The organism is Rhodococcus artemisiae (genome assembly GCF_036327795.1).
Lineage (GTDB): Bacteria > Actinomycetota > Actinomycetes > Mycobacteriales > Mycobacteriaceae > Rhodococcus > Rhodococcus artemisiae.
Genome location: NZ_JAUTXY010000005.1, coordinates 67,277 through 81,802 on the forward strand (window position 1 = coordinate 67,277; position 14,526 = coordinate 81,802).

The 14,526-nt window shown below is 63.9% G+C and carries 13 protein-coding genes and 1 pseudogene; 8 read left to right on the forward strand and 6 right to left on the reverse strand.

Annotated elements, in window-relative coordinates; all coding sequences use genetic code 11:
- Positions 1 to 24 precede the first annotated feature (24 nt).
- A complete protein-coding gene (locus Q7514_RS12750) occupies positions 25 to 1,062 on the forward strand; it encodes an alcohol dehydrogenase catalytic domain-containing protein (RefSeq protein WP_330133636.1) in 1,038 nt (345 codons plus the stop codon).
- A 113-nt stretch (positions 1,063 to 1,175) separates the two neighbouring features.
- On the opposite strand, the gene Q7514_RS12755 is transcribed toward Q7514_RS12750, so the two are convergent.
- Complete coding sequence (locus Q7514_RS12755) at positions 1,176 to 4,370, reverse strand: type I restriction endonuclease subunit R (RefSeq protein ID WP_330133637.1); 3,195 nt, start codon at positions 4,368 to 4,370, stop codon at positions 1,176 to 1,178.
- Positions 4,371 to 4,505: 135 nt separating this feature from the next.
- Here Q7514_RS12755 and Q7514_RS12760 point away from each other — a divergent pair, with 135 nt between their 5' ends.
- The 3 genes from Q7514_RS12760 to Q7514_RS12770 all read left to right on the forward strand — a co-directional run bounded on the left by Q7514_RS12760 (position 4,506) and on the right by Q7514_RS12770 (position 6,425).
- A complete protein-coding gene (locus tag Q7514_RS12760) occupies positions 4,506 to 5,000 on the forward strand; it encodes a hypothetical protein (protein WP_330133638.1) in 495 nt (164 codons plus the stop codon).
- Positions 5,001 to 5,033: 33 nt separating this feature from the next.
- Entirely contained in the window at positions 5,034 to 5,741 is a 708-nt protein-coding gene (locus Q7514_RS12765) for a DUF4352 domain-containing protein (protein WP_330133639.1), read from the forward strand.
- 84 nt (positions 5,742 to 5,825) lie between these two features.
- Positions 5,826 to 6,425, forward strand: a complete 600-nt coding sequence (locus Q7514_RS12770; protein WP_330133640.1) for a DUF2510 domain-containing protein — start codon at positions 5,826 to 5,828, stop codon at positions 6,423 to 6,425.
- 18 nt (positions 6,426 to 6,443) lie between these two features.
- On the opposite strand, the gene Q7514_RS12775 is transcribed toward Q7514_RS12770, so the two are convergent.
- Together Q7514_RS12775 and Q7514_RS12780 are read right to left on the reverse strand one after the other, a co-directional pair.
- Positions 6,444 to 7,253: an SGNH/GDSL hydrolase family protein gene (locus Q7514_RS12775; RefSeq protein WP_330133925.1), complete on the reverse strand. Its 810-nt coding sequence runs from the start codon at positions 7,251 to 7,253 to the stop codon at positions 6,444 to 6,446.
- Between the two features lie 174 nt (positions 7,254 to 7,427).
- A complete protein-coding gene (locus tag Q7514_RS12780; RefSeq protein WP_330133641.1) occupies positions 7,428 to 7,670 on the reverse strand; it encodes a three-helix bundle dimerization domain-containing protein in 243 nt (80 codons plus the stop codon).
- Positions 7,671 to 7,886: 216 nt separating this feature from the next.
- Here Q7514_RS12780 and Q7514_RS12785 point away from each other — a divergent pair, with 216 nt between their 5' ends.
- The 4 genes from Q7514_RS12785 (at position 7,887) to Q7514_RS12800 (ending at position 12,853) form a co-directional block, all read left to right on the forward strand.
- Positions 7,887 to 8,306, forward strand: coding sequence for a DUF7144 family membrane protein (locus tag Q7514_RS12785; RefSeq protein ID WP_330133642.1), 420 nt, complete (start codon positions 7,887 to 7,889; stop codon positions 8,304 to 8,306).
- An 84-nt stretch (positions 8,307 to 8,390) separates the two neighbouring features.
- Positions 8,391 to 9,254 (forward strand): polyphosphate kinase 2, encoded by an 864-nt coding sequence (ppk2, locus tag Q7514_RS12790; protein WP_408016080.1) that lies wholly within the window; start codon positions 8,391 to 8,393, stop codon positions 9,252 to 9,254.
- A gap of 28 nt (positions 9,255 to 9,282) precedes the next feature.
- Positions 9,283 to 12,045, forward strand: coding sequence for a cation-translocating P-type ATPase (locus tag Q7514_RS12795; protein ID WP_330133643.1), 2,763 nt, complete (start codon positions 9,283 to 9,285; stop codon positions 12,043 to 12,045).
- Between the two features lie 208 nt (positions 12,046 to 12,253).
- Positions 12,254 to 12,853, forward strand: a complete 600-nt coding sequence (locus tag Q7514_RS12800) for an Rv1733c family protein (RefSeq protein ID WP_456239144.1) — start codon at positions 12,254 to 12,256, stop codon at positions 12,851 to 12,853.
- A gap of 51 nt (positions 12,854 to 12,904) precedes the next feature.
- Here the strand turns inward: Q7514_RS12800 and Q7514_RS12805 are convergent, their stop codons facing one another.
- From Q7514_RS12805 to modA, 3 genes and pseudogenes are all read right to left on the reverse strand, one after another.
- A complete protein-coding gene (locus tag Q7514_RS12805; RefSeq protein ID WP_330133927.1) occupies positions 12,905 to 13,069 on the reverse strand; it encodes an alkyl sulfatase C-terminal domain-containing protein in 165 nt (54 codons plus the stop codon).
- A pseudogene (locus tag Q7514_RS12810) lies at positions 13,052 to 13,516 on the reverse strand (MBL fold metallo-hydrolase); the annotation flags it as partial. The pseudogene Q7514_RS12810 and the gene Q7514_RS12805, both read right to left, overlap by 18 nt.
- Before the next feature lie 174 nt (positions 13,517 to 13,690).
- Positions 13,691 to 14,485, reverse strand: a complete 795-nt coding sequence (gene modA / locus Q7514_RS12815) for a molybdate ABC transporter substrate-binding protein (protein WP_330133645.1) — start codon at positions 14,483 to 14,485, stop codon at positions 13,691 to 13,693.
- Positions 14,486 to 14,526 lie beyond the last annotated feature (41 nt).

Below are 14,526 nucleotides of genomic sequence, written 5' to 3' on the forward strand. Positions count from 1 at the left end.
CTACACAAGCAGGAATTCTTCTTCATGCGAGCAACATTCATGTACGGCGCCGGCGACGTGCGAGTCGAGGAAGTTCCCGACCCCACGATCGTGCAGCCGACCGACGCACTCGTCCGAATCACTCTGGCCTGTGTGTGCGGATCCGATCTACACCCCTACCACTCGATGCCCACGGGCGAGGAGGGCACTCCGATGGGGCATGAGTTCATCGGCCTCGTCGAGGAACTCGGATCCGAGGTGACCGGACTGAAGGTCGGCGACCTCGTGATCTCACCATTCGCCTTCTCCGACAACACCTGCGAGTTCTGCCGTGAGGGTTTCCACACCGCGTGCAAGCACGGCGGCTGGTACGGCGCGGGCGGTGTCGGTGGAGCGCAGGCCGAGATGATCCGCGTACCGCAGGCCTCGGGCACTCTCGTCCCGATCCCGGGCGACGTCGACGAGAAATTACTCCCGTCGCTACTCGCCCTGTCCGACGTCTACCTCACCGGATACCATGCCGCGCACATGGGCAACGTCGGCCCGGGCAAGACAGTCACCGTCATCGGCGACGGCGCAGTGGGTCTGTCCGCAGTGCTTGCGTCGAAGCAGATGGGTGCAGACAAGATCATCCTCATGGGTCGTCACGTCGACCGCACAGGCCTCGGCCGTCGTTTCGGCGCCACCGACGTGGTCGCCGAGCGTGGCGACGAGGGCATCGCAAAGGTGCTCGAGCTCACCGGTGGCGAGGGCTCCCACGTCGTACTCGAAGCAGTCGGACACATGCCCGCCTACGAACAGGCATACGGAGTCGTGCGGCCCGGTGGCGTCATATCCCGCGTCGGGGTACCGCAATACGAGGATGCGCCCGTCGGTTTCGGGTCGCTGTTCGGTAAGAACGTCACGCTCAACGGCGGGCCGGCCCCCGTTCGCGCGTACATCGAAGCGGCGATCCCGCAGGTGCTCAGCGGGGAGATCGACCCGGGCCGGGTGTTCGACTCCGAGACCACTCTCGACGACGTCGCCGAGGCCTATCGGCTGATGGACTCCCGCACAGCGCTCAAGGTGCTCGTCCGGCCGTAACGTTTCGCGACGCGGTCCGGACCTTGCTCCGAGCATCCCCCACCCCGAACGAATGGCACACCCGTCTCGATCAACGTAGCGAAGGATACATTCGCTCACACTGGGGCGTCTGTTCAGGCCGCCATGGTGGGTGCGATCGCCTCCATCTGCTCGAGCACGAGTTTGATTGCTCCGGTCTGCCGGTCCGGCGGGTACTTGTATCGAGTCAGCAGACGCTTCACCTGCGACCGCAGCTTGGCTTTGACGTCCTCGCGGACCTTCCAGTCGGTCTTGACGTCACGCCGCATCACACCGACGAGCTCCCGGGCGATCTGCGCAAGAACGTCGTCGCCCATCCCTTCCAACGCCGACTCGTTCTGGGAGACCGCGTCGTAGAACGACAACTCGTGATCGCCGAGAGGCGGGTCGAATCGCTGCCCACGCTGCGATTCGGCCTGCACCTCTTTCGCGACTTCGACGAGTGCTGCGATCACCTCGGCCGAGGTGAGCTGACTGTTGGTGTACTTGATCATCAGCTCTTGCAGTTTCTGCGAGAATGCGCGCTGCCGAACCAGGTTGTGGCGCGCAACCTTGCGGGATTCTTCCGACACCAGTTTGCGCAACGCCTCGATTGCCAGGGTCGGATTCTTCGCCTGCAGGGTCCGTTCGAGAAAGTCCGCGTTGAGATCGGCGAGCGATGGTCTCGGCATGCCCGCCGCATCGTAGATGTCCAGCACCTCACCGGATTCCACCGACGCCGCCATCAATGCGCGCAACGCACGTTTGACGTCCTCGGGCACCGCGACACCGCTCGCCTGCCTGTCGGCGGCGTCGAACTTCGCCATGTACACGCGTACTTCTTCGAAGAAGCGGGCATCCGCGGCGAGTGGGCGCACCTCCTCGTGCGTGCCGCAGATCGCCCACACCCGAGACAGCTGCGACGCATTCTCCCGGTACCGGGTGGCGAGAGTCTTCTGACCTTCCTCGGCCCGGTTTTCGGGGTTCTTCGGATCCCGCAAGAACGCGACGGTCGCGAAAACAGCATCCAGCCAGCCTCGCGGTCCGGGAGCACGGCGGCGCTCACGCCAGTCGAATCCGTGGAGCATATTGCCCAGGATCGTCATGAGGTTCTTGACCCCGTCGACCGCTTCTTCGACAGGCCGTCCCAGCGGTTTGGTCGTGCGATCCGACGCCGTGTACTCCGCCAGGGCGTCTGCGAGGTTATCGGCGACCGGCGCGTAGGCGACCAGCAGGCCGTCGCTCTTGCCACGGAACGTGCGGTTGACGCGGGCAAGCGTCTGCATCAACAGCGCCCCCTTGAGCGGGCGGTCGAGATACAGGGTGTGCAGGGGTGGCGCATCGAAGCCGGTGAGCATCATGTCTTTGACGATCACGAGTTCGAGTTCGTCGTCGATGTCCTTGAGTCGCTTCTTGATCGCTGCGTTCTCGGAGTCACGGCGCACGTGGTTGCTGATGGGCGGCTGATCGGTGGCGTCGCCGGAGTACACGACCTTGATGCGCCCGGACGAGAGGTCGTCGGAGTGCCAATCCGGCCGCAGCTTGACGATCTCGCCATAGAGGTTTGCGCAGATCTCGCGTGTCGCGCCGACGATCATCGCTTTACCGGGCGCGGTCGGATTTTCCTCCGAACCCACGAATTTCGCCATCTGGGAGCGTCGATTCTCCCAGTGTTCGACGAGATCTGCCGCGAGCATCTGTAGGCGTGCGGGTGTGCCGTAGACGGCGTTGATGACGGCAACGGACTTCTCGATCCGAGTCCGTTCGGTGTCGTCGAGGCCGGCGGTGAGTTCGTCTGCGGACGCGTCGATCTGCTCTTCGGTGATCTCTCCGGCGAACGACACCTTGACGAGACGACTCTCGAAATGGACGGGGACAGTTGCGCCGTCGTCGACCGCGCGAGTGAGGTCGTAGACGTCGATGTAGTCGCCGAAGACGGCCCGAGTATTGCGATCTTCGAACGAGATAGGCGTTCCGGTGAATGCGATGAGAGTTGCGTTGGGGAGCGCATCGCGCAGATGTCGAGCGTATCCGTCGAGATCGTCGTAGTGGCTGCGGTGAGCTTCGTCGACGACCACGATGATGTTGCGACGAGCGGAGAGCTCGGGGTGATTGAGTCCGGCCTCTCGTTCCTCACGACTCTTGCCGAACTTCTGCAGGGTCGTGAAGTAGATGCCGCCGGTGGTACGACCGGAAAGCTCCTGACGCAACTCTTCACGACGGCGAATCTGTTTGGGCTGTTCAGGTAGCAGCTGCGACCGAGCGAAGGATTCGTAGAGCTGGCCGTCGAGCTCGTTGCGGTCGGTGATCACCACGACCGTCGGGTTGGCCAGCTCCTTGTGACGGATCACCTGGTTCGCATAGAGCTCCATCTCCATGGACTTGCCCGAGCCCTGCGTGTGCCACACCACGCCCGCCTTGCCTCCGGAGCCGACTGCGATCACGGTCGACCCCACAGCTTTTGCGACGGCGAAGTACTGGTGCGGCTTCGCAATTCGCTTGACCAGGCCGTTCTCGCTCTCGTCGAATGCAGTGTAGTGACGAAGAAGCTGCAGGAATCGTTCCTGGTTGAACAATCCGTCCAGGGCGGTATCGAGCGGATGACGTTCACCGCTGGGTTCCACTGGCGCGCCGTCGTCGTCGACGCTCCACGGCGAGAAGTGCTCGAAGGGTGTGAACGGGGTGCCATAGGACGCCGTGATCCCGTCCGACACCAGGGCCATCACGGCATACCGGAAGGCCAGAGGGAATTCGCGCAGGTAGGTCTGCAGTTGAGCGTGGGCATCCGTGTGGCCTGCGTATTCGCTGCCGGCGTTCTTCAGCTCGACCACGGCTACCGGCATTCCGTTCATGTACAGCACCAGGTCGAAGCGGCGCTCATAGTCCCCTCGAATTACGGTGACCTGGTTGGAGACGAACCAGTCATTGTCGTCGGGTTCGACGGAGACCAACCGGATCGTGGGTGTGACCTCGACGCCGTCGTCGTCGGTGTACGAGATCTCGCGCAGGCCCTCGGTGAGGTACTCGTGGATGGTTCGGTTCTCCGCGATTGCATCGGTGGATCCGGCCGTCGCAACGAACACGACCGCATCGTCCACGGTGCTGGCAGGTAGCGTGGGATTCAGTGTTGCGATGGCTGTGCGCAGGCGCGAGGGTACGAGAAGGTCGTCCCACGAAGTACGTTCACCCGATCCGGGAGCGATGTCGCTACCGTGGATGTACCGCCAGCCGAGTTCGCCCAGAGTCTCGAGTGCCATCTGCTCCCATGCCGACTCGTTGAGTCCGCCGGGAAAATCCAGAATGTCTGCCATGCACACAACTTAGAAGCTTCTCTGGGCGGGAGCGAGACAGACATCCGATAATAGGGGTTATCGGGAAGAAAGTGGTTCACGGGCGCAGTTCGGACGCACGATTCGAGCGTTCCGATTGCTGATCAGGAGATCGCCGTGACCATTCAGTTCGCTCCCGAGACGACAGATTCCGACCACCGCGCCGATGACCACCTCGCCGGCACCCGCTTCTGGCCGGGCTTCTCGGTCGGCGTGTGCGCAGCGACGATGATCGGGGCGCTCATCGCCACGGAGTCACTCGTCTCCGATCGGATGTCGGGCGCACCTCTGTTCGAGATCGCGGGCACCGTCACGCTCATCGACGGCGCTGCCTCCAGCAGCACGCCGGGATTCGCCTGCGAAGGCGACCGCGGCTACAACGACATCTCCTCCTCCACCGCTGTCCGGGTGTCCGACGAATCCGGGATGCTGCTCGCAACCGGTTCACTCGCGTACAGCGTGCTCGAAGGCGACTTCTGCACATTCTTCTTCACTGTCCCCGATCTGCCGCGTGGCGCGTCGCGTTACGACGTGGAGATCTCTCATCGCGGATCCGTCTCGTACGACGAGGCCGAAGCCGCATCCGGAGTGCATCTCGCTCTCGGCAGCTGATCCAACTCTCTCCTCCTACGAAACGAGACCGTCATGACGATGCCCAACCAGCCTGATCCGCGTATCCAGCCGCCCACCGAGCAGCGTCAGGCGCAGCCGACCGGATGGCAACAGTCCGGAGGATTCGCGCCGAACCTGCAGCCTGCGCCTGCGCAGCCGAAGAAGCGTAGGAAGTGGCCGTGGGTCGTCGGCGTGTTCGTCGCACTCTTCGTCATCGTGTCGGTGGCGGGAAACGACGATGAGGCGGCCTCGGGCGATGCGGACTCAGGCGTCGCGGCACCTCTGGCCGACGTTCCCGCCGCTGAAGCTCCACAGGCGGAGGCTCCTGCAGTCGAGGACTCGGACGCATCGATGAACATGCCCGTACGCGACGGCAAGTTCGAGTTCGTTGTCACCGGGATCGAGACAGGCATTACCACTTTGGGCGACAACCCGTTCCTTGCAGAAGACGCCCAGGGCCAGTTCGTGATCGTCACGATGACGGTCAGCAACATCTCCGATGCGCCGAAAGGACTGAGTCCCAGCGACCAGAAGCTGGTCGACGACCAGGGTCGCACCTTCAAGCCCGACACTGCTGCCGCGTTGAATCTCGAATCGGACGTGACCTTCTGGGACGAAATCAATCCCGGCAACACCGTCTCGATGCCCCTTGTGTTCGACATGCCCGTCGACGCCGTTCCCACCGCGGTCGAATTGCACGACTCCATGTTCTCCGGTGGAGCCACCGTTTCCTTGCGGTAGTTCCGCCCTCCGCTGCCGGTGCGCCCGATGAGGGGTCGGGCGTACCGGCGCTCCCCACCTGTCTTTTCCTGGAAGGACCTTTCGATGTCGACCGAGAATTCTCCGGCGCCTGCCGGTTGGTACCCGAACCCCGACGGCGGACAGCGCTACTGGGACGGACGGGCCTGGCTGGACCTACCCGACCCCGATCAGAGCTCCGCGCCGAAGCGTAAGTTCCGTAAGAAGCCGATCATCGTGGCGCTGGTCATCCTCGTGCTTGCCGTCGTGGGCGGGACCGTGTCGTGGAAGGTCAACCATGACGCCCAGGTCGCCGCACAGGTCGCGGCAGCCGAGGAGGCCGCCGACCGAGAAGCCGAGCGCATTGCGGAGGAGGTGGCCGCCCAAGAGCGGCGAGACGAGGCGGAGCGGGCATCACGCATGCTCAGCGTGGCGAACATCGAATCGAGCGTCGAGGAGATGGCGAACGAACACGTCGGCGAGGGTATGTATGACGGGCCGGTGTTGTCGGCGACCTGTTCGCCCGTCAACGGCGGATCCACCGACAACCTGAACGAAACCACCACCGTCTTCGAATGTTTCGTGGGTACCGAGGAGCTCGGTGGTGGACGCATGCGCGGCTACAAGTACCACGCGACGATGAACTGGACCAGCGGTGAGTTCACCTATGGGTTCGGGGCGCCGTAGTGCTCGCCCAAGGGCGGGTCAACCGGCCCGTTGAAGCACATCCACCACGCGTCGTGCCATGTGTCGCATCCCGGATTCGGTGGGATGCAACTGCCGCGCAAGCGACGACGAGTGCCGTCCTTCGAAGAAGTTGTTGCCCGGCAGCGCGCATGCATCGTGGCCTTCTGCTCCGACGGTGACATCCACGAACTGCGCCCCGGAGGTCGCTGCCGCGCCGGCCAGCACCCGGTTCATCCTGGTGAAGAATCCGCTGACGAAGGCGGCGTCGGCGTCGCTGGTGGGGATGTTGGGCCAGCATCCGCGGGCGCCGAAGATACCGCCGTGACCGACGAGCAGGACTCGAGCATTCGGTGCTCTCCTGGCGATCGCTCCGAGGGTCGCCGTCACCTTCGCGCCGAGGGTACCGAGGGCAGCGTCCATTCGCGACGCCACCGCCGGATCGGTGCGGCAGTTGGCATCGACCGAGGGCGCGCTCGTGTAGCACGCGGAAACCAATCCGGACCAGCCGATGTCGTTTCCACCGATGCTGAGAGTGACCAGCGTTGTGTCCGGCGCGAGTGCCTCGACCTGAGGTGGCACGGGCCCGGTCGGAGTCGGTTGCGGCACCGACGTGACGTGATCGGTGCGTGCACCTGTGCACGAGACGTTCGTGAACGACTGCGGGCGCAACACCTGCGCGACGACCGCCGGGTATCCCAGGTTCGACCGAGAGCACCCGTCCAGTAGGGCCCCCGCGTCGAGATACGGCCCGGCCGCACGGGAATCGCCGAGGGCGACATATCGGATCTGAGGATCCGCCGAGCCCAGTGCCGGACTCGACAACACCATGATGGCAGCAGTGATCGCCGCCACCACCAACGCACGCACCGCAGGAACCGGGTCTCGCTCCACGGTTGCTTCGAATTCGCCGACACTCACGAGAAGCGATTATCCGTTACGGTCGCTGTCACGGCAGCGTAACGGATCAACTACCCGACCTGCGGGCTTCGGATGCGCCCTGGGTCACGTCACATGGATGGTCACCGGTCCCGATACCTTGCCCAGCGTCTGAGCCCCTTCGATGATGGCCCGGCGGGACGCCTTTTCCACCAGCAGGGGTACAAAGTCCCGAATCGAGGCGTCCGCAAACCGTTTGTGGATCGAACGCACGGTGTTCTCCACCACCTCAGGTTGCACCGCCCGGTACTGAGCGAGCAACCTCTCGATGATCTGTTCGACCTGGAGTAGTTCGTCCTCGCCGGTCATCGACCCATGATCCGCCTGCAATCGCACTCCGGTCAAGGATCGAAATGGACTCGAGAACAACGTTTTCGCGGTCTCGACTCCGTCAGCATTCCCCATTTCGGGAAGAGCATTCCGGGCCGGATACGTCGGAAATGCGGATTTCCCCACCAACATGACGACTCGAGACGAAGAATAAGGAGGAAATCCGTTCGGACCGCTGTCAGAAGGGGCACCGCCATGTCCGAGGACTCATCAGCCAAGCAGGGAATTGCGGCAGTCACCTCGATGACCGCCGCCATCGTGATGGTGACTGTCGGCGTCATCCAACTCTTCCAGGGAATCGCCGCGGTCGCAGAGAACGAGATGTTCGTTGTCGGCGTGGAGTACATCTACAAGTTCGATCTCAGCGCGTGGGGTTGGATACACATCGTGCTCGGTGTGCTGGTCATCGTGGTCGGTCTCGCACTGCTCACCGGGGCAGGATGGGCGAGAATGGCAGCGATCGTGATCGGCGCTCTCGTGATTCTGGCCAACTTCCTGTGGCTGCCTTACTACCCCTGGTGGTCGATACTGATCATCGCCCTCAGCGTCGTGGTGATCTGGGCCGTCTCGACGTGGCACACCACTCCGTCCGAATCACATGCTCACGTGCGGTGATCCGTACACGACGGCGTGAACGAGCGATGTTGATGCGGAGCGCCTTTCACGGTGGCCGTGTGCCGGCCGGACGAGGAGAACAAGGTGGGCAAGAAATCCGAGGGGAAAGCCTCTGCGGGAGGATCACGCCTTCCCGCTACCGGCGAGCTGCCCGGATCTTCCGCGGTGGAGGCCCCACCGATGAAGAACAAGGAATACCGGCGGCACCTCAAATCACTGCACGCTGAACTCGTCTCACTCCAGGAGTGGGTCAAGACGTCGGGCACGAAGATCTGCATCGTGTTCGAGGGTCGCGACACCGCCGGGAAGGGCGGGGTCATCAAGGCGATCACCGAGCGGGTCAGTCCGCGGGTGTTCCGTGTCGTGGCGCTTCCGGCCCCGACCGAGCGTGAGAAATCGCAGATGTACATACAGCGATATCTGACGCACCTTCCGGCGGACGGGGAGGTCGTCATCTTCGACCGCAGTTGGTACAACCGAGCAGGTGTCGAACGTGTCATGGGTTTCTGCACCGAGGAGGAAGCACAGCACTTCCTGCAACTCGTCCCTGCGGTCGAACGTGCGATGGTCGATTCCGGTGTCCTCCTGCTGAAGTACTGGCTGGAGGTGAGTCAGGAGCAACAGACGTTGCGCCTGCAGAGCCGTATCGACGACCCGCGGAAGATCTGGAAACTGTCGGACCTCGACCTGAAGTCGTACCACCGCTGGTACGACTACTCGCGGGCACGGGATGAGATGTTGCACCTCACCGACACCGGCTGGGCTCCCTGGTACGTCGCGATCAATGACGACAAGAAGCGCGGCCGGCTCAACATCATCAGTCATCTCCTGAGCCAAATTCCCTACGAACCGCTGGAGCACCCCGAGATCACGTTGCCGAAGCGGCAGGGCCCGCACGGCTACCAAGAACCGAGACAGCCCCTGCACTGGATCCCTATCCACTATTGAGTGGTTCCTGCAGGAAAGGACGAGCGTCATGGTCTCCACCGAACCCGCGCGGGCGCAGACGCAATGGCATGCACAGGACGCCGACGCCGTCGTCTCTGCAATGCAGTCCGACCGGCAGTCCGGGCTGACGGCCGACGCAGCAGACGAACGCTACCGTCGGCACGGACCGAACCGGATCGTCTCCGAGCCTCGCCCGTCGACGTGGGCAATCGCGCTGAATCAGCTGAGGGATCTCATGAACCTGATGCTGGTCGCGGTCGCTGCCGTGAGCGTCGTCATCGGCGAGGTTCCGACGGCGATCGTGGTCGTTGTGCTCGTCGTGCTGAACGTCGTACTCGGCACACGACAAGAATTGAAGGCACGCGCCAGTGTGGATGCGCTCGCGGAGATGCAGACCCCGCAGGCCAGGGTGATCCGGGACGGGACATTGATTCAGCTCGACGCCACCGGCCTCGTACCGGGCGACATCGTGCGAGTGGAAGCCGGCGACATCGTCCCCGCTGACGGCCGGCTGCTCGCAACAGCAACACTCGAGACCCAGGAGGCCGCGCTGACGGGTGAAAGCGCACCCGTCCCCAAAGACCCTCGGACTCTCGGCGCCGGCGACGTTCCCCTCGGCGACCGCAACAACATGGTATTCCAGAACACCTCCGTAACCCGCGGTACCGCCACGATGGTGGTTACGGAGACCGGCATGCACACCCAGATGGGCCGGATCGCGTCGATGCTCTCGGCCGTCGCGCCCAGCAAGTCCCCGCTCCAGCGGGAACTGGATTCGCTCACCAAGATCCTCGGCATCATCGCGTGGTCGGCGGTCGCTCTCATCGTGGCCATCGGAGTGATACGCGGACAGAGCCTGACCACGGTCCTGCTGCTGGGCATTGCCATGGGTGTTTCCGCGATCCCGACGGGCCTGCCGACGTTCGTGCAGGCGATGCTGGCGTTCGGGGCCCGCCAGCTCGCCGACGCGAAGGCCGTTGTGAAGAACCTGACCGATGTCGAGACCCTGGGTGCCACCAGCGCGATCAACTCCGACAAGACCGGCACGCTCACGATGAATCAGATGACCGTGCGGTCGCTCTACTTCCACTGCCGTTGGTACACCGTCGACGGCGAGGGATACAACAAGTCGGGGAAGATCACCCACGCCGCGGGCGAGGTGGCCCCGGACCTCACTCTCCTTGCATACGGACTGTGCCTCGACAGCGACGCCACCGTCTCCGACACCGGCGAGATCGTCGGAGACCCGACCGAGGCTGCCCTGGTCGTGCTGGCCGCCAAGGCCGGCGTCGATGCCCCACTCACCCGACGGACGTACCCCCGCATCGCCGAGGTGCCGTTCGACTCCGCCTACAAGTTCATGGCGACGTTCCACCACCTCCAGGTCGATGGCAGCACCCAGTTCGTCGAACTCGTCAAGGGCGGACCCGACGTGGTCCTCGACCGATGCGCCGCCGCCTACCGGCCGGGCAGGCAGGTGGTACCCCTCGACGAGGTGCGGAAGGAACTGACCGAAGCGAACCGGGTCATGTCGGAGAAGGGTCTGCGCGTTCTGGCGTTCGCCGCCCGCCGGATCGACGCGCAGGAAGAGGCCACGGTCGTCGCAGACCCGATGTCGTTCGTCGAGGACCTCACGTTCGTCGGCATGGTCGGTATCGTCGACCCGCTCCGCCCGGAAGCGGTCAGCGCCGTGCGTACCGCGCACAGCGCCGGCATCGACGTCCGCATGATCACCGGCGACCATGCGATCACTGCAGCCGCGATCGGCGCCGAACTCGGCCTCGGGCCGGGCGCCATCGGTGGTTCCGAGTTACAAGCGATGACCGACGAGGAACTCACTGCGGCACTTCCACGTTTGCACGTGTTCGGTCGCGTCACGCCACAGGACAAGCTGCGCCTGGCCGACATCATGCAGAAGAGCGGCGAGATCGTGGCGATGACAGGTGATGCCGTCAACGACGCGGCCGCACTGAAGAAGGCCGACATCGGCGTCGCCATGGGCTCGGGTAGCGAAGTCACCAAACAAGCCGGCAAGATGGTTCTCACCGACGACAACTTCGGGACCTTGATCACCGCGATCCGGCTGGGTCGCAACATCTACGAGAAGATCGTGTCGTACATCCGGTATCAGATGGCAAAGCTCTTCTCGTTGGTTCTGCTGTTTCTCGCCGCAAGCATTTTCGACATCAACGACGGAGTCGCGCTCACGCCGCTGATGGTGCTGTTCCAGCACTTCTTCATCACGCTGTTCCCGGTCGCCGTCATCATGCTCGATCCACCGCCCCCAGATCTGATGAAGAAGCCGCCGCGCGACCCGAAGATTCCGATCGCCAACCGAACGGCGTTCACTCAATGGCTGGCATACGGAGTGCTGCAGTTCGCAGTCACACTCGCCGCGATGCTCCTTGCACCGGGCATCATGAGTACGAGCGAGGCGAGTGTCCCGATGACGACGGCGTTCGTCGTGTTGTCGTTCGGTTCCATCCTCGCCGGACTCGTCATGCGGCGCGATCCTGAATCCGGCCTCGCCGCACCGATCCTCGGCGCGCTGAAGATCCTGTCGATTCCGGCCATCGTCACCGTGTGCGCGGTCGAGATCGGCTTTCTCCAGGATCTCCTCATGACCACGTCGCTCACAGGTGGCCAGTGGCTCGCCTGCCTCGCGTGGTCACTGCTCATTCCGATCGTCATCGAGGCAGAGAAGGCACTGCGCCGGAATCGCAGCCGCCCCTCGGCACCGCCGATACCCACCGCCGACGCCGTCGACCCGCGCCGCGCCCGTACACACTGAATCCATACTGGCAGGTTCGCTCCGACGACCTGGCCGATTCCCCACACCACCGTATGGAGACAGGGCGATAATTCATGAATGTCCTGGACAAGCAGTATCCGGCGACCGGCCGAGAGCGCCACTGCCCGCCAGTACCGCCGCGAACGGCTGCGCCCCGACCTCACCGCCGGGAGTCGACCGGACCTCGGGAGATGAAGGGCAGGGCGATATGGCAACGAGCGCACGGGTAGGCCTCATACGGCGGCTGTGGCGGGGCGCTCCTTGGAGCCGCAACCCTCTGATGGGCGGATTCCATCGACTCGAAATCGTGGCCGTCGCAGTGACCCTGACATTCGTACTGCTGATGGTGCCGATCGCTGCGGCGATCGGCACCGTGTATTACGCCAATTCGAGCGAACGGGCCCAGAGCGAGCGCGACACCCGGCAGCAGGTGGTCGCGGTGCTCCTCGAGGATTCCCGTCCCTCCGCTCCCGATGACGATCCGCGAATTCCACGTGAGAGTGACTACGCGCCCGCACGCTGGTTCGTCGACGGCGTCGAACACATCGGCCCGCTCCAGACTCCCTCCGGTGCGGTGGCCGGTCAGGAGATCACCGTGTGGGTCGACGCAGACGCACTGCCCACGACCGCGCCGCAGTCCGGGATTCATGCCGGGCTAGACGGCGTCGCGCTCGCGGTCACGGTGTGGTTCCTCTCGGCGGGAGCCGCCATCGCAGCGTTGTACGTCTTGCACCGGATCGGCCTACGACGAAGGATGGCGCAATGGGACCGGGAGTGGGAAGCGGCCGATCACAGGCCGTCGAGGTAACTGCGGCGCCATATTCCCCAGCCGGTGTCGGAGGGCCTATCTCAGGTGCGGCTACGGCGTGACAATTGGGAAGGCCGGATCCGCATCGTCGGTCAGCTCGACGATCCTGCTGATGGCCGCCGCATCGCCGTCCATCGTGATGTCGTCGGTTCCGGCCCCAGCAAGAAGGCCGAGCAACTGCGGCTTCGTCAGTGTCACCGGAGCGACTATCGGCACCGTGGTGTCGGCGTCGACGACGCCGAGTACGCCGCCGAAGTGGTCGATGTGGGAGTGCGTGTAGATGACAGTCGTGACCGGGCGATCACCGCGATGCTCGCGATACAGCGCGAGACCTGCCGCGGCGCACTCGGCGGACACCAGCGGGTCGATCACCACCACTCCGGTGTCGCCCTCGACGAGCGTCATGTTCGACAGGTCGTAGCCGCGGATCTGATAGATGCCCGCCGTGACCTCGAACAACCCGTGGATCGCAGTCAGCTGCGCTTGACGCCAGAGGCTCGGGTTCACGGTGTCGGGACAGTCGCCGGTGGTCGCCGCGGCAAAGCCCGCGGCGTCATATACGACACGGCCGTCGCCCGCTCGGATCTGCGCGGGCTCGAGCACGGCGACAAGACCGCGATTGGCGCTGTCGAAATCGGTACGGCCGGCGAAATCGGCGGGCATCGGCGCTCCTCGTAGGATGGTAGCGCTGCAACGCTATCCCTGATTCAGAACTTCAGGATGCGATTCCGCGCATTCGATTCACGAATGAATTCCCCGAACGACAACCCCGACAACGCGTCCGCTCACTATGCCGAACCGTGAGCGGACGCGAGCCTCGTTTCGGCAGTGACCGCGTCAGGGTGCCTCGAAACCCGCAGCGCTGAGGACCTGCCGGCCTTCGGGACTGGTGACGAGTTCTTCGAACGCCTCGGCTGCGGCGGTGTTCGCGGAATCGCTCAGCACCGCGATCGGGTACGTGTTGACGGCTTCCGACGACTCGGGGAATGCCACGGTCGTGACCTGGTCGCCCGCACCGGCGGCATCGGTGACATAGACCAGGCCTGCGTCGGCCTGACCCGAGATGACTTTGCCCAGCACGTCGGTGACGGCAGATTCTTCACTGACCGGGGCGATGTCGACGCCCGCGGCCTCTTCGACCTTCACCGTCGCGGCGCCGCACGGCACCTGCGGTGCGCAGATGACGACGAGGTTGTCCGGGTTCGCGAGATCGGCGAACGAAGTGATGTTCTTCGGATTTCCGGGCGGAGTGACGATCGTGAGGGTGTTGGTCGCGAAGTTCGTCGGTTCACCGGCGAGCAGATCGGCGTCCACGGCCTTGGTCATGTTGGTTGTGTCGGCGGAAGCGAAGACATCCCCGGGCGCGCCCTGGGTCAACTGGGCGACGAGGTCCGAGGATCCGGCGAAGTTGAACGACACGCTCGTGCCGGGGTGGGCAGCTTCGAAGATTTCCCCGAGTTCGGTGAATGTCGCTGTCAATGATGCCGCGGCGAAGACAGTGATGTCGCCGCTGATCTCCGAGGACGCGTCGGTGGTGGTGGAGGTATCGGTCGAATCCGAGGTCGAACACCCCGTAAGAATCAGTGTTGCTGCTGCCAATACCGCGGCGGCCCTGCCGTAAAGATTGTTCACTGAAGCTCTCCTCTAGTGGTCGATGTTGAAACAAGCAGATA